Here is a 22,578-nt window from a genome sequence, read left to right on the forward strand (position 1 = left end):
TACCATTGTGGTTTAGATTACACTGCAAAGTCTTACGCTGCTGTGATTAAAATGGCACGGCAATCCTCGGGGCTTAGGTCCTGATTTTCGCCAAGTTTTAGCCGATTATGGCGAATTAATTGTGCCGCAACGTTATCGGCAGCTGTTTGTGCATCGATAGCGTAAGCACTTAGTGTCGTGGCCAAGCCCATTTGTTGAAAATATGCAGAGGTATTGTCAATCGCGTGCTGGGCTACTGTGTTATCGCTGCCAGTAAGCCCCCAAACTCGGCGGCCATATTGTGCTAGCTTGGCTTGTTTTGCGGCAAATCGATAACGCCAGAGTGCTGGTAGTACGATGGCTAGGGTACGAGCATGATCAAGACCAAATAGCATAGTCAATTCGTGCCCGATAGCATGCGTTGCCCAATCTTGCGGCTGCCCTAAACCAACCATGCCATACAGGGCTTGATTAGCGGCCCACATTAAGTTGGCTCTGGCATCATAATTATTGGGCTCGGCCAGTGTAATTGGGCCAATCTCGATCAATGTTTGCAAGATACCTTCGGCAAAACGATCTTGAACGCGCGCCTCATTGGGGTATGTTAAATATTGCTCGATTGTGTGTACAAATGCATCGACCACGCCATTGCCGATTTGTCGCGTGGGCAATGAAAATGTCAAGCTCGGATCAAGAATCGCGTATTTCGGGAAAACCAGTGGGTTTTTAAAGGATAATTTATCCTGCGTTTCACGACGGCTAATCACAGACGCAAAATTACTCTCGGATCCTGTGGCCGGCAACGTGAGGACTGCGGCAATTGGTAGCGCACTTTTGATTTGGGTCCGATTGCCAATAATCAGCCAACAGTCACCTTCATGTGGTACGGCCGCCGCGACAAATTTGGCGCCATCGATCACTGAGCCGCCCCCCACTGCGACAATGAAATTGCGCTGTTCCACTCGAGCATACTCAACGGCTTTCATTAGCGTTTCGTATTCAGGATTGGGCTCAATGCCTGAAAATTCTAGCCAGTCATGCCCACTCAGCGCGGTTTGCAACTGCTCATACGCACCATTGCGCTTGATACTTCCGCCGCCATAAAGCACTAGCACACGGGCGTTAATGGGAATTAGCTGGGTCAGTTTGGCGATTTGCCCTTGACCGAATTCAATTTGACAGGGGTTATGAAAACTAAACGCATGCATCGATATGCCTCAGCGAACCATGACAAAATTAAAGTGTAATTCAAGGGGTATAACGGTGGTACCTTTTTCTGCGCTTGGCTTGATCCAAATACAATGGCTATGTATTTTCGAGTTGAACTTCAAGTTGCTGCAGTCGCGCAAAAATTTCGGGAGAGCCTAGACGCTTAAAATGTTCCTGATAGAGCCGCTGGTGTTTTTCTGCGAGCTCGTGATTTCCCATATCGCCGTAGGCATGCGCTAACACGGAATGGATAATATGTACTTTACTCGTGCATTCATATTTATTGCTGAGTGCGAGGGCCTCTAAAAAACACTCAATGGCCTGAGAGTATTCGTGTTGAGCTTGAAGAATTTTGCCGGTAACGACTTTCCAGCTGATCTCTCCCCATGCCCAATATCGTTCCATAGCATGTCCTTGCTCTAAGATTGATGCAATCTCATCGAGCCGATTTTGTGCCAACAAAATCATCGTACGGTAGCCGAGTGCTTCGCCAACGTATTCAAAATGTTCAATCGCCCGAGCTTGGGGTTCCGCTTCATCAAGATAGCTTAGCGCTTCATCATAGCGGCCCAATTCATACAGATCGGCAACTAAATTAATTAATACGCGGACATATAGCTCAGATTCGATTTGGCTATCAACCCATTTCATCGCCTGTTGATGATGTCTCAAGGCGTCTTCAGGCATATGAAAGGCAAAATAAAGTTGCCCCACAGAAATATGCGTGTTGATACGAGTGGCCGCAGAAAATCCTTCATTTTCTAGATTTAAACAATCACGCCAAAAATCGAGTGCAGTGCCAAAGTCGCCCGTGGTGTAATGGGCAATACCGATGTGATATAGCAAGTTACCACGTTCTACTTCGAGATTTTCCGTCTCTGCAATGACTAGCGTTTGATGCAATAAAATCAAAGCTTCATGAATGCGGCCGATGGCCGTTAGCATTTCGATTTGTTGATAAACAACGGCAATACGAAACTGCGGATCAACTTCGGCAGGCAGTAGATCAACCGCTTGATTGATTAGATGCAACGATGCACTCGGATCGGTATAGATCAATCGTTTGCTTTGTTCGTAGAGTGATTCTATGAGGCGTTGATCTGAGTTCATGATGAGGTCGTGGAATTAAGGGCTAACGATACCTTTTTCTGCTTTCAAGCTCAATAAGTATTGTAGTGTTCTGATGACTGGTTGATTCGGGTGTTGGTTAAAAGCAAAAACACCTCAGCCTAAGGCTGAGGTGTTGTTTGAACTGACCTAAGAATTACTTCGGTAGTGCTTTGAGCGTGGCCGAGGTAGGCTTAGAGAAGCTGTAGCCATCTTTCTTATCCCAGTTGATTGACCACGTCATAACCCCACGGTAGCTTGGATAAGCCTGTTTGGGTTTAACTGTGCCGCAATTTTGCAATTGAGTCAGGCAAGTCAATGCATCGCTCACCACTTGATTGCTCACAAAACCCGTGTTGGCTGAGTTGCGACCGCTTGGAACCCCAAAGGCTACTTGATCAGGGCGCAGGCCTTTGAATTCCCAACCTGTACCACCCACGGTTTTGAAGCCTTCGATCAGCATCAGTGAACCACCAACCAAGGCGTCAACCGTACCTTCATTCAAGGCCCCGTTTGAATAAGGGCTCCACAGGCCGCCGTTGTTGTAGTACTGAACGTGAATCATATTCAGATCATTACGCAGACCGTCGATAATCGGTAGGTAAGCGCCCCAAATGCCTGAGTAAGCTACATAGCCACCCTGTACATAAGGGTGTTCTGGCGCCATTGAGAGGTAGAACGTCGGGCCCACTTTGGCTTTGAGCTGTTTTACCGCGTCGATCAGGTTGTTGATGATCGGCGTGCCCAATACAACACCTGCGCCGCTTTCCAAATCTAAGTCGATGCCGTCAAAACCATACTTGGTGATGATGGCGTGCAGGCTATTAACGAAGTTGTCGACATTGGCCTTAGTCGACAAAGTCATGCGACCTTCTTGACCGCCTAGTGACAACACGACTTTTTTGCCTTGCGCGCGTTTGGCGGCTACATCAGCAATAAACTCAGCTTCGGTACCGGCATTTTTATCTAAGTTGAATGCCACCGCGCCATTGCCAGCGTCATCAGCAAACGAAATCATAATCACGTCCCACTCATTTGGAACGTCACGAATGCGGAACGTGTCGCCAGATGGGTTGGTGAAGTTGTGCCAGTAACCAATCAGCGCGTGTTTGGCTACATCATTGCAGCCACCTGCACCCACGACGGTTGCGCAAGGTGTTGGGCTTGGGGGGGTAATGGCAGGTGTAGCAGTTGGAGTGGCAGTTGGCGTAACGACTGGAGTCGTGCTTGGAGTTACCACTGGCGTTGGACTTGGCGGTGGAGGCGCGCAGGTCCGCATTGGGCTGACCACAGTGGTGCTGTAACCAGGGCACGGTGGGAAATAGGTCGGTGTCGGCGACGGTGTTGGTGTGATAATAGGGGTTGCCGTTGGTGATGGCGTTGGCGTGCATTCCGGTGTAAAGCCTGGGCTAATGCAGCTACCAACTGGTGTCACTTTAGGTGTTGGTGTTGGTGGAATTGGAGTTTGAGCTACGCCGACTAATTTCCACGGACCCCATTCATTCGCACCTGGGGTGTCGCCTTGAGTCCACCATTTTGCTTCATAAGTATTGCCGTTATAGCTGACACGTTGGCCGCCAGTATAAACCGCTGACTTGTCCCAAGATCCGCCAATAGTCGTGCCTGGCGTTACCACGGGTATTGGTGTGATATTGGCTGGGGTGTTGCTTGGTGGCGCAATCGGTGATGCTGTTGGATTCGGCGTTGCCGTTGCTACTGGGTTGGTGCTGCTACCTGTTTCTTTCCACAGCGTAGGCGATGCTGCTGGATTCCAATTCGCACCTACGTAGGCCGTGTGCGTAACTAGCGCCGTGTAGGTTTTGCCGTTGTAATCGACCGTGCTGCCCGCATTGTAGCTATTGCCTTCTTGCCAAGTGGCGGCGTGAACGCCCGCTACTAAGAGCATGCCACTCAAGAGGGTGGCCAGTTGTTTGCGACCAAAAGTGTTCATCATTGTCTCCATCCATCTTCGATTTTTGTTGAAAGCAGTCGAGGCTGCTTTTTACCTGCCCGTGAGTTCAGGTCAAGTGATCGTAAGATGAAAAAGGAGCAGCAGCAATGAAGTTGACTACACCGTAAGAATATGATGGATTGCTGATGAATTTGCTGAATTTGAAACTGGGTAGTGTGTTGGGGGTATTGCTCTGGCGTTTAGCTGGCGCGTGCTTTATAGGTAAATACGTGCCATTGGTATGTTGGCAAAAAAAAAGAGCAGCGAAGCTGCTCTTTTTCTGGTGTTGTAATTTAGGCTTTTTTGCCTTCAATGGCGATCCGGATTTCTTCCATATGGTGTTCCAGATAATGAATGCTGGTGCCACCTTTGATAAAGGCTTTATCCAGTAATAATTGCTGGTGCAGTGGAATATTAGTTTTAATCCCTTCAACCACCATTTCAGACAGCGCAATCCGCATCCGCGCCATCGCTTGCTCGCGCGTATCGCCGTAAGTGATGATTTTGCCGATCATACTGTCGTACGTTGGTGGAATCGTATAACCCTGATACACGTGCGAATCCACGCGTACACCTGGACCGCCGGGCGTATGCCATTTGGTCACCTGGCCTGGGCTAGGGATAAATTTCACCGCGTCTTCGGCGTTAATACGGCATTCAAACGAATGGCCTTTGAGCTTCACATCATCTTGCGTGTACTGCAATGGCAAGCCAGCGGCAACACGGATTTGCTCTTGCACGATGTCGATGCCGGTGATCATTTCGGTCACAGGGTGTTCAACCTGTACGCGGGTGTTCATCTCGATAAAGTAGAACTCGCCGTTTTCGTACAAGAATTCAAACGTACCTGCTCCACGGTAGCCGATTTGACGGCAAGCTTCGGCACACGCTTCACCGATTCTGCGACGTTGCTCTTCTGTTACACCCGGTGCTGGCGCTTCTTCGATCACTTTTTGGTGGCGACGTTGCATTGAGCAATCGCGCTCGCCCAAGTAAATCGCGTTGCCGTGCTGGTCAGCAAGAACCTGAATTTCAACGTGACGTGGTGTTTGCAGGAATTTTTCCATGTACACCATCGGGTTGCCAAAGAACTGATTGGCTTCCTGTTTGGTCAGCGCTACTGAAGAGAGCAAATCTTCTTCAGCATGCACCACGCGCATACCACGACCACCGCCGCCGCCAGCGGCTTTAATAATGACTGGGTAACCGACTTCGCGACCGAGGCGCAAAATCTCGGCTTCATCATCTGGCAAACCGCCTTCCGAACCCGGAACACATGGCACACCCGCTTTTTTCATCGCGTCTTTGGCGGCAACCTTGTCACCCATGATGCGGATTGAATCAGGGCGTGGGCCGATAAAGGCAAAGCCAGATTCTTCAACGCGCTGTGCAAAGTCAGCGTTTTCTGACAAAAAGCCATAGCCAGGGTGAATCGCTTGTGCGCCAGTGACTTCAGCCGCAGCGATTAAGCGCGGTACGTTTAGATAACTTTGTGCCGATGGGTTGGGGCCGATACACACTGATTCGTCGGCCAACTTCACATATTTGGCTTCGCGATCGATTTCAGAGTGGACGACAACGGTTTTGATGCCCATTTCGCGGCAGGCGCGCAAAATGCGCAGCGCAATTTCGCCGCGATTGGCGATAAGGATTTTTTCAAACATATTCAAACTCCGTGAGGAGTGAGCTGGGTGCGAGCCACTCACAGTCGCTCTCACACACCACGCATCACAGAATTAGCCAATAATAAACATCGGTTCGCCGTATTCAACTGGCTGGCCGTTTTCAATCAAGATTGCTTTGATGACGCCTGAATGTTCAGCTTCGATCTCGTTGAGCAATTTCATCGCTTCGATGATGCACAATGTGTCGCCCGCGTTGACGGTTTGACCCACTTCAACAAATGATTTCGCGCCAGGGCTAGAAGAGCGGTAGAAAGTACCGACCATCGGTGATTTTTGTACATTGCCTTCAACAGCTGGGGCCGCCGGAGCTGCTGCAGCTGGCGCGGCTGCGGCAGGGGCTGCTGCAGGTGCTGGTGCCGCAGGGATATGATATTGCATTGGCGCTTGCATGAAGCCTTGATTGGCTACACTGCGAGTAATGCGTACTTTTTCTTCACCCTCGGTGACTTCCAATTCGGCGATGCCAGATTCTTCAACCAAGTCGATGAGTTTTTTTAGTTTACGCAGATCCATTGATGCAATCCTCTCTGTTATAAGGTGGAATAGCTAAGCTTTTTTGAAGCTCTTAATGTTATTGGGACTTTAGCTTGTTGATCGCAAAGGTGAGGGCAAACTCATAACCTTGCGCGCCCAAGCCGCAAATCACGCCGGTGGCGAGATCTGAAAAGTAGGAATGATGTCGAAACGCTTCACGCGCATGCACATTCGATAAATGTACTTCGACAAAGGGAATTTTGACGCCAGCCAGAGCATCGCGCAGCGCAACGCTGGTATGAGTGAACGCAGCTGGGTTAATCACGATATAAGCGATGCCTTCAGCGTAGGCCGCATGAATGCGCTCGACGAGTTCATATTCGCGATTGGATTGAAAAGTCGTAACGTTGACCTGATTTTTCTGACCTAACTCGAGCAATCGTTGATTGATTGCGTCAAGTGTCATATTGCCGTAGTGCTGCGGCTCACGCAGCCCAAGCAAGTTCAAATTGGGGCCGTGTAGAACCAGGATTTTGTCGTTAGACGACATAAAGCAATCCTTATATTCCCTGTGAATCGTCGGAGTTTGCCGCAACTTCGGCGAACTTGTCCAGAAAAAGCAGCGAAAATATTTTAATTTCTTTGCGCTTACAAGGGGAACTTTTACGGAAAAATATTGTTACATCAGTATTGGCGCGGGTTACATAGGGATTTACTGATATAATTTCCGCGAATTATTACCTAGGCTTACGGCGTACTGTTGCAATGCAAATATCTGATTTTGACTACCACCTACCCGAACATCTGATCGCTCAATTTCCACCCGAGACGCGTGGGACGAGCCGATTGCTGCATGTGGCGGGTAAAAACCTGAGCGACCGCGTTTTTACCGAACTTCCTGATCTTTTGCAATCAGGCGATGTTTTGGTGTTTAACGACACCAAGGTGATTAAAGCGCGCATGTTCGGCGAAAAAGCCAGCGGCGGCAAAATCGAAGCGCTGATTGAGCGCGTGTTGGATCAACATCAAGCCCTAGCGCACATCAAAGCGTCGAAAGCCCCTAAGCCCGGCACGATTTTACATTTTCAGGGTGGTTTTAGCGCTGAGATGACCGAGCGCCAAGGCGATTTATTTAAACTCGATTTTTCGGCTTTTCATTCCGATTTAACGGTGCTCGATATTTTGGAAGCGAGTGGTTTGTTGCCATTACCGCCGTATATCACGCATGTCCCGGATGAAGAAGACGCTAAGCGCTATCAAACGGTTTATGCGCGTGACCCTGGTGCTGTAGCTGCCCCAACGGCAGGTTTGCATTTTACTGAGGAAATCCTCGCACAGTTGCGTGCGAAGGGCGTTAAAACCTGCTTTCTAACGCTACACGTGGGCGCTGGCACCTTTATGCCGGTGCGCGTTGATGATATTAGTCAGCACGTGATGCATCACGAACGTTATCGTATTCCTGCAGAGACGCAGGCGGCGATTCACGAGGCGAAGGCAACTGGTAAGCGTGTGATCGCCGTAGGTACGACCTCACTGCGCGCATTGGAAGCCTCATCGCAAAATGGCTTGTTGGCTGAACCCGAAGGCGATACGAATATTTTCATTACGCCAGGCTACCAATTTAAAGTGATTGATCGTTTGGTGACGAACTTTCACTTACCCAAATCAACCTTGCTGATGTTGGTGTCGGCTTTTGCTGGGCATGAGACGATGCGAGCGGCCTATGATCACGCCGTGGCCAAGGAATATCGTTTCTTTAGTTACGGCGATTCAATGTTACTCGAGCCAGCGGCCCAATAAAAATAACGTGATGATTTGCAAAGGCGAAGATCAGTATCTTCGCCTTTTTTATGTCTACAATTCCCTTATTTCGCATCATGTTGAAGATGTAGCTACGCGACTTGCGGCTAATGACCTGTTTTTATTGAGTAATATTCAACTTGCCAGCACGGGCTTTGCTGGTTAATCTTGCCGCCTCGCGCTGGACTGTGTATCTGGCTGCTTTTTCTAGGAAGATTTCATGCAATTCGAATTAAAAACTACGTCGGCCGGCGCGCGCCGTGGCACTTTGACTTTAAATCATGGCGTGGTGCAAACGCCGGTGTTTATGCCGGTCGGCACCTACGGCACCGTTAAAGCGATGACGCCGCGCGATCTGAATGACATCAAGGCGCAAATCATCTTGGGCAATACTTTCCACCTGTGGCTGCGCCCGGGTTTGGAAGTAATCGAGCAATTTGGCGGTCTGCACCAATTTATGGGCTGGGATAAGCCGATGCTGACCGACTCGGGTGGTTTCCAAGTGTTTAGCTTGGGCGCGATGCGCAAAATCACCGAAGAAGGCGTCAAGTTCCAAAGCCCGATTAATGGCGATAAATTATTTTTAACGCCCGAAGAATCAATGCGCATTCAGAAGGTGCTCAATTCCGACGTTGTGATGATTTTTGACGAATGCACGCCGTATCCGGCCGACCACAAAACCGCGGCCGCATCGATGCGCCTTTCGCTGCGTTGGGCGAAGCGCTCGAAAGACGAATTTAATAAGCTGGAAAATCCAAATGCGCTGTTCGGTATTGTGCAGGGCGGTATGCACGAAGACTTGCGTAATGAGTCGCTCGCCGGTCTGAACGAGTTGGATTTTCACGGCATGGCGATCGGTGGTTTGTCGGTCGGCGAGCCGAAAGAAGAAATGGAGCGCATTCTGGCGCATACCGCGCCACAATTGCCAGTGAACAAACCGCGCTATTTGATGGGCGTCGGCACGCCAGAAGATTTGGTGTACGGCGTGAGCCAAGGCATCGATATGTTCGACTGCGTGATGCCAACGCGCAATGCGCGTAACGGCATGTTGTTTACTCGCTATGGCAATGTAAAGATCAAAAACGCGCATTACAAAAAAGATACGCGCCCGCTGGATGAGAGCTGCGATTGCTACACCTGCCGCAACTTTAGCCGCGCCTATTTGCACCATTTGTTCCGCAGCCAAGAAATCTTGAGCTCGCAACTCAATACCATCCACAATCTGCATTACTACCAAGTCATTATGCAAGAAATGCGCGATGCGATCGAGGCGGATCAATTCCCGCAATATGTGGCGAAATTCAAAGCTGATCGTGCGCGCGGCGCTGATTAAGTTAATTTGAAATTGCAAAATAGCGACCTGTGGGTCGCTATTTTTTGTTGGGTATAGCTCGCTAGCTCAATTAGAGTAATTCCTACATGCAAATACTTTGCTAGGTATATTAGGTGGAACTGCGCACACCAAGCTCTGCGGCGATCTACGCAAGCTAGCAGCTTAAATTGTCTATGCTGGAAACTTGATGACGCAAGGAATCCGCATGAGCGAATCTCTCAAACTGGCCGAGCTGTTGGGCTCTTTATCGTACGCGCTGGATATGACCGAAGGGCAGCCGGAAGGACATTGTGTGCGCTGTTGCTGGATCGGCGTACATATTGGCCAGCAGATTGGTATGAGCGAGCAGGCGATTTGGGAGTTGTACTACACCTTGTTGCTGAAAGACTTGGGCTGTAGCAGCAATGCCGCCCGCATTTGCGAGCTGTATCTGACCGACGATCAAAGTTTTAAACGCGATTTTAAATTGGTCGGCACTAGCCTGTCGCAAGTGCTCGGCTTTGTGTTTGAACACACCGGCCGCAATGAAAGTTGGACCAAACGCCTGACGGCTATTTTGAATATCATGCGCAATGGCGATGATATTGCCAATGAGCTGATACAAACGCGCTGTGATCGTGGCGCACGTATTGCGCGGCAATTGCGCTTTCCTGAATCGGTGGCGCTCGGTATTCATTCGCTTGACGAGCATTGGGACGGCAGTGGGCGGCCAGAAGGCTTGCAGGGCGACCAAATACCGCTGAACGCGCGCATTGCCTTGCTCTCCCAAGTGATCGACGTCTTTCATTTTTCCCGCGGTAAAGACGCCGCCATAGCCGAGGCGCGGCAGCGGGCAGAGGCGTGGTTTGATCCTTTGCTAGTCGCGGCGTTTGAAAAGGTCGCGGCGGATCCAGATTTTTGGCGCACTTTGGCCGATCCCGAGGTGGGGCTGGAAGTCCTCAAGCTAGAGCCTGCGCAGTTTACGGTACCGCTGGATGACGAGTATATGGATGAAATTGCCTCGGCTTTTGGTCAAGTCGTCGACGCCAAAAGTCCGTTTACTGCCGGCCATAGCGAACGCGTCGGTTTTTACGCCGATTTGATCGCGCACGAATTAGGTCTAGATGCCAAGCACCGCAACTGGGTGAAGCGGGCGGCCTTGTTGCACGATGTTGGCAAATTGGGCGTGAGTAGCAGTATTTTGGAAAAGCCGGGCAAACTCACCGATGACGAGTTTCGCGCGGTGCAACAGCACGCACGTTTAAGTGAAGAAATTTTGGCCAAAATTGCGCAATTTGCCGATTTGGCGCTCGTTGCAGGGGCGCATCACGAGCGCTTAGATGGTAACGGCTATCCTCGGCGTCTGGTGGCAGCGCAAATTCGCTTAGAAACCCGCATTATCACCGTGGCCGATATTTTCGACGCGATCAGCGCCGAGCGGCCATATCACGCCGCCAATTCGCCAGAAAAAACCCTTGCAATCATGGCGGGGATGGTGGGTAATGCCATTGATGAGCGCTGTTTTGCGGCCCTAAAAACCGTGCTGGAGCGAGAGTTGCAAATGGTGCCCGCATAGAGTGTTGTAGCGATGTTGAGTGGATGGTCGTGCTTGTGTCCTCATTGATTTAAATCAAACGGCGTTGGGCAAGCCCTGTGCAGTATGCAAGCTTTACGTTCGGCTTGAATACTAAAAACACAGGAGCGCACGACATGAGCCAGCTAATTGAATGGAACGAATCCTTATCGGTCGGGATACAAGAAATCGACGAACAACATAAGGTGTTGGTCAATTTACTGAACGAATTGCACGATGCCATTCGCCATCATCATGGTCGTGACGCGTCGATTGAAGTATTGCAACGCTTGGCCGATTACACCCGGATCCACTTCACCGTGGAAGAAAGCCTGATGCGCATTTTGGGTTATCCCGAATACGAAGCGCACAAGGCGCATCACGAAGACCTGATTAGCCAGATGAACGATTTGCAAGCGCGCCTGAATAAAGGCGAGGCGGTGTCGTTTGAATTGCTGCACTTTTTACGCAACTGGCTGACCAACCACATTATGGAAGGCGACCAACGCTATGTAGAACATTTTTTGTCACGCGGCGCGCAAAAAAGCTGGCACAAGAAAAGCTGGCTTGAGCGTTTTTGGTCCTAATGTATAGCCATCTAAGGCAAATCAATACTTGGTTGTGGCGATATACTGCCCTTGGTGTTGCGCAAAAAATGTTGCTGTATCTGGGTATTTCAAGCTCCAGCGCAATTCGCGTTTGGCGCGTTGATTTTTAATCCGCCGCGATTCATTCATATACGACAGCATGGTGGGCGATAGTAGCGTTTGCGCTTGTTCGCGGCTCACTTTCGGCACGCGCGCTAGCCTGGTGAAGTCGGCGACTTGATCAAACCACTCGCTCATGGTTCCCGGCACATCGTCGACAATATTGTAAGTTCGCTGCGCTTTGCCGCGAAAAAGCGCTAGGCATACCGCATGCGCGAGATCAGCGGCATGAATATGATTGCTGACGCTGTCTTCGCTCGCGACAATCCCGACTTCGCCACGCGCAATTCGCGCTGTCGGCAGCCGATCTAGCGCATAAATGCCGGGGGCGCGGGCAATGCAGATTTGCGTTGGGTGTTGATTTAAAAAAGACTGGCGTTTCGCCCATGCGCGCAGCTGCTGTTCTGCATCAACGCGGCGCAGCGCGCGGGCGTTGCGCGCCTTTTGCGAGCTGGTTTCATTGATCCAAGCCCCAGAGTGATCGCCGTAGACGCCGCTGGTGCTGATATAGACCAAGCGCCGCTGTGCTAAAATCGGCTTTTTGTGGCGACGAGCAGGCGCAGAATGCGCGTTACGAGTGGACAGCGCGGCCAATAAACGCCGCGTACGCTGATCGCCGTGGCCTTGCTCGGGCGGCGCGCTGTGAATTAGGTAATCGGCCAGCGCAGCAATGCGCTGCAGGATAGGGTGCTGATCTAAATCGGCCAGAATAGGCGTCACCCCAAGGGTATGCAGCTGGCGCGCTTTATCAGCGTTGCGTGCAGTGGCATACACCTTGAAGCGTTGAGTCAGCCAAGGCAGCGCACGTTGTAGCACATCGCCACAACCAATAATTAACAAGCGTTTTTTTCGCACAAGTCGGAAATCCAGTACAAATGAGTAAGCAACTTATCATTGAACCTTCTGGTCAGCAACTGAGCGTGTTTGACGGTGAAACCCTGCTCGATGCAGCAATGCGCGAGGGGTTTAATATGCCTTATGGCTGTAAAAATGGCTCCTGCGGTGCGTGTAAAGGCAAGGTGTTGGCTGGAGAGGTGGCGCATGGCGATCACTCACCGACGGCGCTGACGAGTGAAGAAGTCGACAAAGGCTTGGCATTATTTTGCTGCGCCACGCCGGTCAGCGATAGCGTGAGTATTGAATGCCGCGAAGTGGCGGCGACGAAAGATATTCAAATTCGCACGCTGCCCACGCGCATCGAAAAAATCGACAAGCTGTCGCACGATGTGGCGGTATTAACGCTGAAATTGCCATCGACCGAACGGCTACAATTTTTAGCCGGCCAATACATCGATATTCATACCAAAACCGGTAATAAGCGCAGCTTTTCAATCGCTAACGCGCCGCACGAAGATGGCTTTTTGCAATTGCACATCCGCCATGTACCGGGTGGTGAGTTTTCTGGCTATGTCTGGGAGCAGATGAAAGAGCGAGAAATTTTCCGCTTCACCGGCCCCTTGGGTAGCTTCTTTTTGCGTGAAGACAGCGATAAGCCGATTATCTTTATCGCCACTGGCACTGGCTTTGCGCCGATTAAGGGTATCGTAGAGCACGCCTTGCATCACAATACCCAACGCGAAATGGTGCTGTATTGGGGTTGTCGTAGCCTAGAGGATCTCTACATGCCGGCTGTGCCATCGCAATGGCAGCAGCAATACCCTAACTTTACCTTTATTCCGGTTTTGTCTGAGCCGAAAGCGGAAGACCAATGGCAAGGTAGAACGGGCTTGGTGCACGAAGCGGTGCAGGCTGACTTTTCCAATTTCACCCATTACCAAGTCTACGCCTGCGGCGCGCCTGTGATGGTTGATGCTGCATATAAGGCATTGATTGCCAAAGGTTTGCCAGAAAACGAGTTTTACTCCGATGCCTTTTTTAGCAGTAAAGACAGTAAATAAAGCAAAAATTCTTCAAAATGGGCTTGCGCATTTAAAAATATAGTGTAGAATGCGCAGCTCTTAGCCGATGTAGCTCAGTTGGTAGAGCACCTGACTTGTAATCAGGGGGTCGCGAGTTCGATTCCTGCCGTCGGCACCAAGAATATCAAAGGGTTAGCAAGAAATTGCTAACCCTTTGTCATTTGCGCAACGCAATTTCAACGTCCTTACCTGTCGCACCTCCAAGCAAACCACATCAGCTACTATCTCATTTTAGAGCTTTAAAGCGACTGATGCGTTTGGTGCATCAATTCAAAGCATGAAACACTAAGGCTCTTCGCTTTGGTAGTCTGCCGGATTGGTGTGCGTCTTCACCATTTTTGTTTTGAATTGTTTTAATTGGCAGTCTAGGCTTGGTTTGTTGTGGTTGCAGGTGGCTTAGTTGTTTTAGCCTTTTTGCCCATCGATGCGGGCTTGCCAGTACATTGGCAAATAGACTCGTGACCAAGACAACAGGCTGGCAAGAGCAAAAATAGCTGCGACTGTATACCAATAGATTGCTTGAGTGGGCCAAATCTCCCCTGTTACGCGGGCTAGGGTTGCGCCATGCATTGTCCAGTAAGTAATCCATGCCACGCCGCCTGCGATGAGGGGGCGGCCAGAGTGCCCGAGCGTAACACGGGTGACGAAGGCGAGTAACATAGTGCAGAAAAAACCTATGGTTAAAGCATGCAATGGTGCAAAGCCTAGGCCTGTGTAACCCAGAAAGACCAGAGCATCATTGATTGTAAAAAGTATTAGGCTGATGCCGGTCCACGCAAAAGCCATATGTAGCATTGCGAGAAGCTTGATTTGGAACGAGTCGAACAACCGCCAGCGCCAGCTTGTATACAGAAATAACAGGGTTAAAAATAGGCTGATTAGCAGGGTATTTAGTTGTAGTAATTTAAAAATAAGATTTACCGCTAGTAACCCTCCCCATGTATAGAGGAGCCAATTGGGTCGCCAAGCTTGATAGGGTTTGAGCACATTGGCGCTAAAAAATGGAATCATTCTATGGCTAACGGTTAAAAATACCGGGAGTAAAAAGCCCCAGATGCCCAGATGGATTGAGGCAAGCCACCAATTTGCGTTGCTGCTGAAGAGCCAGATATTGGCAAACAACATGCCCAGCGCCCCCAGTGCAAAAGCAGTGCCAATAAAATAGGCGTGAATTTTGTCGACAGCGCTGCTCCGTTTAATGGCATTCCACCATATCGTAATTGCCCAGACCCAGCTGCAAAAGCCAAGGGCAGCGCCCGCTTGCAAGAATTCAATGGACCAGCGTCCTGTTAGTGTTGCAATGGTTCCTAAGGAGAACCCGATGATTGCAGGGATGTATTGCCTGCGGGTGGGGCTGCTGACATTTAGCCAGCGTGGTCCTGCGGTATAAATAAAACCCAACATAAAAAGTGGGAAAAAACCATAAATCATCACATAACCGTGCCATAGCATTGCAGGCACTGTGCCGGCCAGTGCAAGCCCCCCGCTGCGACTAATCATTTCAAATGTCCATAGGGCCAAACTGGCAATGAGCACGGCTGCGCCACAAAAAAAACCGAGTCGGTGGGGTGTGCAAAATAAGGTGCTGAGTCGCTGATTCATAGTTTGCTCCCAGAAATTAAGTCGCAGTAATGCATTTACTCGACGTTATGCTCTTTACTGGCCGCTGCATGCACAGCCATTTGTGCCGCAGCCTTCGTTGGTAGCTGTTGCTTGTATGGATTGAATGGCAAAATCAATGACTACGGCTTCGTGAGTGCGTTGTTGGTAGCTCACTTTTACCTTGCCTTGATAGCGTTGTTTGATCTGAGCCAGTAGTGGTAGTGGGTCATGATCATTGACGAAGCGCATGGTTTCGCCTTCATCTAGCGAATCAAGTGCGCCGAAAATCGCGGCGTGTCGAAAGCGCTTAGCAACGCCTCTGGCGTCAAATCCATAAACACCATCCAAACTTAAATGTGAAGTGGCACAAGATGTCATAGCTATTCCTTTGTGGTAGGTATGGTGTGGTAAATCAATATTTGCCTAACCTCTAGCGGTATACATTGAGTTTTCTACCGTGTGCGTTTGCTTGCAAAGTGAGGTATAGAGTTGATACATGTATATTTTATACATGTTTAATGTAATATGTAAATTGTATGTATATTAATGCATCGAGTAAGCCATGTTCTTCAAGACTTACGTTTGTGGTTTATCGCTTAAGGGATGGGATATTTTTTGCGGGGAGTGTCGGGAGTTGAATCGCAAAAATAGGGGTGAGTTCATGCCGATTTTGGACTAAATCGGCCAAGGTGTAGTGGTCCAAAACCAGATAAAGCGCTTGCACTGCTTCATGTAAGATGTGTTTTAAACGGCATGCCGCTACGATATTGCAGCTGTTATGTTCTGGGTCGAAGCACTCAACGATAGGGCTATCTTCTTCGCTGGCGCGTACGAGCGTACCCAGATTAATAAGGTGGGGTTCACGCGCCAAACGTATGCCCCCCCCTTTTCCGCGCAGGGTTTGCACGAAGCCCTCTTGAGCGAGAAAATGGACCACTTTCATCAAGTGATTGTCAGAAATGGCATACGCCTGAGCAATTTCAGCGCGGGTAACGATTTGACCCTCTTTCAAGCAAATGTAAATCAGCGAGCGTAAACAGTAATCGGTGAATACATTCAGGCGCATTGCAAGCCTCTTGCTAAGAGTTGGAGTGCCGAGACATAGTAAAAAATAAAGCCCGCTAGCGGGCTTTATTAGTGTGTTGGTGGAGGTGGGGGGAGTTGAACCCCCGTCCTGTTTACTACAACCAAGCCAATAAAAAATAAAAAATTCTTAGTAGATTGTAGCAGTTGTTGTAGCTGAATGTTGCTTTCCCTGTTTGAGGATATGTTTAGTATTCTTTGTTGTTGTGCCTGTATGATTTGGTGTTATTGATCGGGTGAGGAGAGTTCTTTGGTTACATTACTTTTTGGTGCAGGGGCAAGTTATGGGTCTGGTCGATGTTTTCCGCATGCGCCACCATTGGGAAATGACTTGTTTCAAAAACTCATCGAGCTTAATGGGGCTTTTGCCTTGCTTGACGATGATTCAAAGCAGGTTTTTATCGATAAAGGTTTTGAGGCGGGTATGGCTACTGTAGATAATGACAGTAGAGTTATTAATCCCTTGCAGAAAGAATTGGCCTGTTACCTTTCCAGCTTCACGGTCGCTCCTGATAATGCCTATGTCAGACTGTGCATGAAGCTTCGTAATTCTCTTGCCCAGATAACTATTGTTACCCTCAATTATGACTTGTTGATCGAACAGGCTCTGCAAATGCATGGCTTGGACATTGACTATAATTGTTCTAATGCAGGCGTTAATTTAATTAAGCCTCATGGGTCTTCAAATTTTTTACCTGAACTTCCTAGAGGAATGAGTTTTTCAGGAAGCACTATGGTCTCTTGTGGGGCTTTCTTTGAGGGGCTTCCGACTAATGCGGTAGGAAGTCATGAAGAAGTGAAGTCGTGGTGTTTGGATGATAGAAACTCTGACTTAAGCCCTGTTTTGGCTATGTATGCCGAAGGAAAGAGGGTAGTAATAAATCCAAGAACAATATTGGCAGCGCAAAATGAATATTCTAAGCGTATTGCCTCCTCTGAGTTAGTTGTTCTTGTTGGTGTTCGATATGTTCCCCACGATAACCACATATGGGATCCAATATCAGAAAGGATGCCCAAATTACTGATAGTGGATCCTTACCCGCTGGGTACAACAAGTTGGGCTGATGCCAATGGTTTGAGTGATGTCATTGTTATTAAAAAAGGATTTGAGGACTCTGTTTGGGATATAAAAAAGGCAGTGCAAAAGGTCTTGTGAAGAACTGTTAGTTACGTCAACTCTCTCGTTTAACTACTGATGTTTGTAGGCTGGTGCTGGCATGTATCAGAATCGACCGTATCCGATACGCTTTTGAGGCAACGGTTTTATTGGGCTCAACTGTACTCGCAAAATAGGCTTTGACATAAAATACACTGGCGACATAAAATACACTTTTTTGATACAGTTGATTTGCCTGCCATGAGCCGCACCTTCTCTTACTCTCGCGTTTCCACTTCCGACCAAACCACCGACAATCAAGAGCTTCAAATTAAAGAGGCTGGCTTTGACGTCAAACCTTCACGCGCATTCACTGAAACCATCAGCGGCAAGACATGCGCCATGCAGCGCCCAATCTTTGCAGAGTTGGTAGGCAAGCTGGAAGAAGGCGACACGCTGATTGTGACAAAGCTCGACCGCTTAGGCCGCGACACTTCGGACGTATTGGCAACGATCACCAAATTGATCGAGATCGGCGTAAAGGTGCATTGCTTGGCGCTGGGTGGCATGGACTTAACCAGCGCAGCAGGCAAGATGACTGTGACCGTTTTGGCGGCAGTGGCTCAGTTTGAGCGTGATTTGTTGGTGGAGCGTACCCAAGCAGGTCTGCAACGCGCTAAAGCAGAAGGAAAGCAGCTAGGAAGGCCGACCACAATAAGCCCTGATACTGTTGCTGCAATCCTCAAAGACCTTCAGCACCTGAGCATCAGAAAGACCGCAGAAAAGAACGGCGTCAGTGCAGGAACAGTGCAGCGAATCAAGGCAAACAATCCAACCTAACCCAAGAGCCCCGAAAGGGGCTTTTTATTGCAACCTATATTTGAGAAATCTATAAAATTGGTTGCATAGCAGTAAGTATTTGCGTAAAATTCTTACATTAAAACAAAGAGTTTTTTGCAATGCCAAAGATAGTAAAAATCCCAAGAGCCCTTAAGTTGAATGGAAAATCAACAAAAGTCAGCCTTGAGAGCGAGTTATGGGCAAAGGTTGACGCTGTTTCAGAGTCTTACGGCATGACTTGGCAAGCCCTGTTGAATCAAGCCCATGCTGAATACGCGCCAAGAATGATGTCAGTCGAAAATGCTGCAAAAATGCTGATCGACAAACTACTTCTTGAATTCGACACCTCAGAACTATCGCTACATGAGTTCGACACGCACCCCCTATGCCAATCATCAAACACATGGGTAAAAGCAGACATTAGCGCCCTGCTGGAAGATCCAGAAAAGTGGGGCATTCGCTTGGTAGAGGGAGAGGCCGACTATGGCGGCTTTGTCGTTCGTTATGGCTACTACGGCGAAACGCCAATCATGGTGATTTTGAACCAGTTGGGCGACAGACCAAGCATGGTATTCACTTTGGGGTCGAACTAATGGCCTCAGTCAAACCACCAAAACCAGAAGTGATGAGCATGTCGGATGCTTCGTTCCATATCGAGAGCCAGCTAAGAGCGCATGGCATTCAATTGAGTGGGTATGACCTATTGAGTGATGTGACCCGCTCAGACCCCACCAAGCGGCGTGGCTACCCTCAAATCGAAGTAGCAAAGAAGGACAGCAAGCGATACTTCAGAACCTCAGATATTGAGTGGCTGATCACTTTAGCTCTGTGCTCGACAAAGCCAACCAGCAGGCCGCCAGCAATTGAAAAGTTGATTTTCAGGAAGCATGAGACCGCAGCAGAGAGAGAACGGCACTTCACCGAGCTAGTTTAAAAAAACGCTTACTAAAATAGGAATACCATCATGCTTTATCGGGATCCGTACGTTCGGGCATGAAGGCGTCACAGTGGTGACAATTGGGTAGAAGATACTGGTAGACCCAAACGGCGGGATTGGACTCGAAAGAGACTGTCGCAGGCCGTACCAGTGAGGGTTGTGATGAGCGCCGAACCTTGCTTGTCATCACAATTCAACACAAGCTGCGACTAAAGTGAGGACGGTGTCCTATACCGATGATGTCGGGTTGGAGCTGGGCGACCAACAACTTCAAGCTATTGTTTGGGGTTGGGGGATTTTCGCCTTTCCAACCCGATGGGGAAGAAAGAGAAAAAGAGAAAAAGAGAAAAGCAGATAGGAACGAGCAACGCGAGTGACCATTGCCCCGTACCATCAAACCAGATTCATCACTTCGCTTGCTTCGCAATCTCATTGATAAATCTGACTCACCAAGCACAATCAAAATTCATATCAAAGCCTTGCCTCACTCTGTTCGGCGCAGCTTCCATACAAGTTCACATTCGATAGACAAAAAGAGATTTTCTTTCTGTGACAAGACACCGAAGTCTTACATTTTTGAGCGCCTACGGCAGCTCCACCCTTGAAAATTTTTTGGACAAGTTAGGGTTTAACCTTTAGATCACCAAAAAAACAAGGCGAATTCCATTTGCTTCACTTTGACCAGGCTAACTAATTGGGAAAAAGCTTGTGTTGAGTGCTGTCGGCCATGAAATAACCTTTAAGGCAAACCACCAACAAGGCGTTTTAAAGCTGATAGGCGTACCAAGCTACACAAACGCCCAAATACATGTGTCAACCATCAGTAACGCAATGCAGAGCGATTCTGTGGCATCCGGCGCCATGAATTCTTGATGCTGTCGGCTAATAAACCACTACTCACCTGTAGACGGGTTTAAATCCTCTTAGATACCCACCCCACTTTTGATGGTGCGGCAATGTTTGGATTTTCGATTACTACAATGTGGGCATCACATAAGGATTTGGACGCATGAAGTTAGAGTTTTCGGTTTTGTTTAACAATGGCCAGCGCGCACAGTTCAGCGTATCAGCAGAGATTGCCCTCGATGTAGTCCAGCACATGACCAAAATGAAAGACGTTCTGCAGATCACAAAGATTGAGGCCATCGAGATAGAGCTTTACCCCCGATAAGACCGCACACAAGAGCCGCACCCACTAGCGGCGCTGGTGCTGTTGATCAAAGCGATTTTTCATTCTTTATGCTCACATCCTTGTACTTAGGGATCAGATGCTTAATCGCGTCAGGGATCGAGATTCCGGTGACAATTTTGTGTAAATTGATTAGCGGAAAGGCGGTTGCGCCGTAGACCCTTTTCGTAACTAACTTTCCTTCGTGGCCAGTGATTGGAGCAATTTGTTCTTCCGAAAAACCCATTTCTAACAGGTTTGTAACGAATGTGTGTCGGAAGGAGTGAAAGACCTTTTCTATGGCATCTATGCCACAAGCCGCGCTGTATGATCCAAACCACCTACTGGGTTGCTTGCCGTACCCGTCTCTACCGAATTTGAGTTCGGGAAAGAGGCGGGTTTCGCCAGCGGCTCGCAGCTTTTCTATGTGCTCTAGCAGCCCTAGTTCAATTAGGTACGGGTGGATGGGGATGTGGCGAATTGAGGATTTGTTTTTAACCTTTTTGGTGCCTTCAGTTACGACTTTGCCTCGAAGGTCGTATTCGCCATTGATGTAGATGCAGTCAATCGTTTCTGGCTGATCCGAGTGCGGCTCTTTGGCGCTGAGCTTAACAAAGTCTGCCAGATCAAGTTGACATAGCTCGTTGAGGCGAGCCCCAGTTAGCAATGCCATCGGCATGAGCCAGTAAGAGTAGCTATTCTGAAAGTTACTTTTCGTGAATATCTTACCCGAAAACAGTTTGCACAAATCTTCCTCTGTAAATGGCAATCTTGGGGTGGGCTGTCCAATCGCGATGAGTCCTTTATCTGCGAATGGGCTGTTCTCAAGTTGCCCTGTTTCGATTGCGTACTGAAACAACGCACGCGCCCGAGCGATTTTATTGTTGATTGTGGTGCTGGATTGCTTGTCGGTAGTGGGGATGTCAAGGGAAAGGATGCTTTCGATGCTTTCCCCTTTATAACGTCCTTTGAAGCGGTTTTTAGGGAGAGCCTTAATCGCATCGCTAAATTTGACAGCATCAGCGTGAGTAAAGCTCGTAATTGGCCTGTCGCCAAGTACCTCAAGTATTTCTGCATACTGAGAGCGGTAAACCCCGTGCTGCTTGTCGGTTGTTTTGTCGCTTAACCCCTTTAGTCGCGTTTCAATTAGCGCACTAAGCAAGATACCTTCGGGCTTAGCTATGGCCTTTATAGCGGCTTCCGTTGCGAGCTTTGCAGCTTCCTTCATGGCCTCAAGTTCTTTCGCATGCTTCTCTTCGAGTTCGCGCACGGCTCTCACTCGTTGTTGGTGAGCCTCGAACTCTCTATCGCTTGCTTCGGATGCCTTTGATTCGGCTCGAAGGATTTGTTTTTGCGCGTTTGCGTGGGCTTGAATGGCGTTTTTGTTTGAGGAGGCAAGCTTCTCTACAAGTTCCTCATTTTTGAGTTCAAGCAAGGTTTTTGCAATGATCAGCTCTTTTTCATTTTCATTCATGGTGTAATCGGCTAATGCGCTAAACAATTGGTTTGTGATCAGCGAGTAGTGAGCAGCAATAGCTCTTGCTTGTGGTATGCCGATCTGACCTAGCGAGAGGTAAAACTCTCTTTTTTTGAGTGCCATTCTGTGGCGCTTGGGGATCACACGGCGGAAGTAAAAGCTGTTGTTGCGTCTCTGAATGTGACTCGCTGTTTTGTACACTTTGTAGCACCCGTTGTAGCAGGCGGGTAGCAAACACATCGCCAAAAACGCCAAACGGCGCGGGAAGCCGCGCCGTTATTGGCATTTTGCAAAATGTGGTGGAGGTGGGGGGAGTTGAACCCCCGTCCAGAAGCACTCTACAGTGAGTTCTACATGTTTAGCCGTATCATTTGGGTTTTAACTCTCAATCACGCCGATGGGCAGGCTTAACGAGAGCGAGTCACCTTAATTTAACCTTAATCCAAGTAACCCGAATCAAAGCGATCCCATCTAAATGACTCTACTGCTGGTTTGACCCAGCCCGCCCGATGGGCCCTGCGGTGTAGAGTCTAGCTTAAGCAGCTAGAGCGTAAGTTTCGTCGTTTGCGACTATTTTTTTTCAGTCGTTTTTACGGGCAGCTGAGACCCCGACATGCCCTCATCCGCTTTGCAACCCCTGTCGAAACCATGGCACCCCC

Annotated in this window: 21 protein-coding genes, 1 tRNA gene, 1 other RNA gene and 1 pseudogene; 11 read left to right on the forward strand and 13 right to left on the reverse strand. The window is 49.0% G+C overall.

The features are described from left to right. Positions 1-32: 32 nt before the first annotated feature. The 7 genes and pseudogenes from NT239_15390 to aroQ form a co-directional block, all read right to left on the reverse strand. Positions 33-1,187 carry an iron-containing alcohol dehydrogenase gene (locus tag NT239_15390; protein ID XGA71124.1) on the reverse strand — a complete coding sequence of 385 codons (1,155 nt, stop codon included), beginning with the start codon at positions 1,185-1,187 and terminating at the stop codon, positions 33-35. Positions 1,188-1,284: 97 nt separating this feature from the next. Further along, positions 1,285-2,298, reverse strand: a complete 1,014-nt coding sequence (locus tag NT239_15395) for a tetratricopeptide repeat protein (GenBank protein ID XGA71125.1) — start codon at positions 2,296-2,298, stop codon at positions 1,285-1,287. Positions 2,299-2,452: 154 nt separating this feature from the next. Continuing rightward, the gene (locus tag NT239_15400) at positions 2,453-3,574 is read right to left on the reverse strand and encodes a chitinase (GenBank protein ID XGA72821.1); all 1,122 of its coding nucleotides are present in this window, start codon (positions 3,572-3,574) and stop codon (positions 2,453-2,455) included. A gap of 198 nt (positions 3,575-3,772) precedes the next feature. Beyond that, positions 3,773-3,901, reverse strand: a pseudogene (locus NT239_15405) (carbohydrate-binding protein). A gap of 638 nt (positions 3,902-4,539) precedes the next feature. Next, the gene (gene accC, locus NT239_15410; GenBank protein ID XGA71126.1) at positions 4,540-5,910 is read right to left on the reverse strand and encodes an acetyl-CoA carboxylase biotin carboxylase subunit; all 1,371 of its coding nucleotides are present in this window, start codon (positions 5,908-5,910) and stop codon (positions 4,540-4,542) included. A 72-nt stretch (positions 5,911-5,982) separates the two neighbouring features. Next, positions 5,983-6,444 carry an acetyl-CoA carboxylase biotin carboxyl carrier protein gene (gene accB / locus NT239_15415; protein ID XGA71127.1) on the reverse strand — a complete coding sequence of 154 codons (462 nt, stop codon included), beginning with the start codon at positions 6,442-6,444 and terminating at the stop codon, positions 5,983-5,985. Positions 6,445-6,502: 58 nt separating this feature from the next. Further along, positions 6,503-6,955, reverse strand: a complete 453-nt coding sequence (aroQ, locus tag NT239_15420) for a type II 3-dehydroquinate dehydratase (GenBank protein XGA71128.1) — start codon at positions 6,953-6,955, stop codon at positions 6,503-6,505. A 215-nt stretch (positions 6,956-7,170) separates the two neighbouring features. Here aroQ and queA point away from each other — a divergent pair, with 215 nt between their 5' ends. The 4 genes from queA to NT239_15440 all read left to right on the forward strand — a co-directional run bounded on the left by queA (position 7,171) and on the right by NT239_15440 (position 11,677). After that, positions 7,171-8,205 carry a tRNA preQ1(34) S-adenosylmethionine ribosyltransferase-isomerase QueA gene (gene queA / locus NT239_15425; protein XGA71129.1) on the forward strand — a complete coding sequence of 345 codons (1,035 nt, stop codon included), beginning with the start codon at positions 7,171-7,173 and terminating at the stop codon, positions 8,203-8,205. A gap of 220 nt (positions 8,206-8,425) precedes the next feature. Next, positions 8,426-9,538 (forward strand): tRNA guanosine(34) transglycosylase Tgt, encoded by a 1,113-nt coding sequence (gene tgt / locus NT239_15430; protein XGA71130.1) that lies wholly within the window; start codon positions 8,426-8,428, stop codon positions 9,536-9,538. 205 nt (positions 9,539-9,743) lie between these two features. Beyond that, positions 9,744-11,093, forward strand: a complete 1,350-nt coding sequence (locus NT239_15435; GenBank protein ID XGA71131.1) for an HD-GYP domain-containing protein — start codon at positions 9,744-9,746, stop codon at positions 11,091-11,093. 134 nt (positions 11,094-11,227) lie between these two features. After that, on the forward strand, positions 11,228-11,677 hold the full coding sequence (locus tag NT239_15440) for a bacteriohemerythrin (protein ID XGA71132.1): 450 nt from the start codon (positions 11,228-11,230) through the stop codon (positions 11,675-11,677). A gap of 21 nt (positions 11,678-11,698) precedes the next feature. Here the strand turns inward: NT239_15440 and NT239_15445 are convergent, their stop codons facing one another. Continuing rightward, the gene (locus NT239_15445) at positions 11,699-12,652 is read right to left on the reverse strand and encodes an NAD-dependent epimerase/dehydratase family protein (protein ID XGA71133.1); all 954 of its coding nucleotides are present in this window, start codon (positions 12,650-12,652) and stop codon (positions 11,699-11,701) included. A 20-nt stretch (positions 12,653-12,672) separates the two neighbouring features. On the opposite strand from NT239_15445, the gene NT239_15450 reads away from it, so the two are divergent. Both NT239_15450 and NT239_15455 read left to right on the forward strand, forming a co-directional pair. Further along, entirely contained in the window at positions 12,673-13,695 is a 1,023-nt protein-coding gene (locus NT239_15450) for a CDP-6-deoxy-delta-3,4-glucoseen reductase (GenBank protein XGA71134.1), read from the forward strand. A 63-nt stretch (positions 13,696-13,758) separates the two neighbouring features. Next, positions 13,759-13,834: transfer RNA gene (locus NT239_15455), tRNA-Thr, on the forward strand. A gap of 287 nt (positions 13,835-14,121) precedes the next feature. Here the strand turns inward: NT239_15455 and NT239_15460 are convergent. The 3 genes from NT239_15460 to NT239_15470 all read right to left on the reverse strand — a co-directional run bounded on the left by NT239_15460 (position 14,122) and on the right by NT239_15470 (position 16,384). Further along, a complete protein-coding gene (locus NT239_15460; GenBank protein ID XGA71135.1) occupies positions 14,122-15,318 on the reverse strand; it encodes an NnrS family protein in 1,197 nt (398 codons plus the stop codon). 54 nt (positions 15,319-15,372) lie between these two features. Continuing rightward, positions 15,373-15,696, reverse strand: a complete 324-nt coding sequence (locus NT239_15465; GenBank protein XGA71136.1) for a DUF2249 domain-containing protein — start codon at positions 15,694-15,696, stop codon at positions 15,373-15,375. A gap of 211 nt (positions 15,697-15,907) precedes the next feature. Further along, positions 15,908-16,384 (reverse strand): Rrf2 family transcriptional regulator, encoded by a 477-nt coding sequence (locus NT239_15470; GenBank protein ID XGA71137.1) that lies wholly within the window; start codon positions 16,382-16,384, stop codon positions 15,908-15,910. Positions 16,385-16,651: 267 nt separating this feature from the next. On the opposite strand from NT239_15470, the gene NT239_15475 reads away from it, so the two are divergent. The 5 genes from NT239_15475 (at position 16,652) to NT239_15495 (ending at position 20,445) form a co-directional block, all read left to right on the forward strand. Next, on the forward strand, positions 16,652-17,557 hold the full coding sequence (locus NT239_15475) for an SIR2 family protein (GenBank protein ID XGA71138.1): 906 nt from the start codon (positions 16,652-16,654) through the stop codon (positions 17,555-17,557). A 201-nt stretch (positions 17,558-17,758) separates the two neighbouring features. After that, positions 17,759-18,337: a recombinase family protein gene (locus NT239_15480; GenBank protein ID XGA71139.1), complete on the forward strand. Its 579-nt coding sequence runs from the start codon at positions 17,759-17,761 to the stop codon at positions 18,335-18,337. Between the two features lie 119 nt (positions 18,338-18,456). Then, positions 18,457-18,930: a ribbon-helix-helix domain-containing protein gene (locus tag NT239_15485; GenBank protein XGA71140.1), complete on the forward strand. Its 474-nt coding sequence runs from the start codon at positions 18,457-18,459 to the stop codon at positions 18,928-18,930. Next, positions 18,930-19,271, forward strand: a complete 342-nt coding sequence (locus NT239_15490; protein ID XGA71141.1) for a hypothetical protein — start codon at positions 18,930-18,932, stop codon at positions 19,269-19,271. Before NT239_15485 ends, NT239_15490 begins: the two co-directional genes overlap by 1 nt. A 1,012-nt stretch (positions 19,272-20,283) precedes the next feature. Next, positions 20,284-20,445, forward strand: coding sequence for a hypothetical protein (locus NT239_15495; GenBank protein ID XGA71142.1), 162 nt, complete (start codon positions 20,284-20,286; stop codon positions 20,443-20,445). A 46-nt stretch (positions 20,446-20,491) separates the two neighbouring features. Here the strand turns inward: NT239_15495 and NT239_15500 are convergent, their stop codons facing one another. Continuing rightward, a complete protein-coding gene (locus NT239_15500) occupies positions 20,492-22,042 on the reverse strand; it encodes a tyrosine-type recombinase/integrase (protein ID XGA71143.1) in 1,551 nt (516 codons plus the stop codon). A 174-nt stretch (positions 22,043-22,216) separates the two neighbouring features. Continuing rightward, positions 22,217-22,578, reverse strand: a transfer-messenger RNA (tmRNA) gene (gene ssrA / locus NT239_15505).

The organism is Chitinibacter sp. SCUT-21, from assembly GCA_041874755.1.
Classification (GTDB): Bacteria; Pseudomonadota; Gammaproteobacteria; order Burkholderiales; family Chitinibacteraceae; genus Chitinibacter.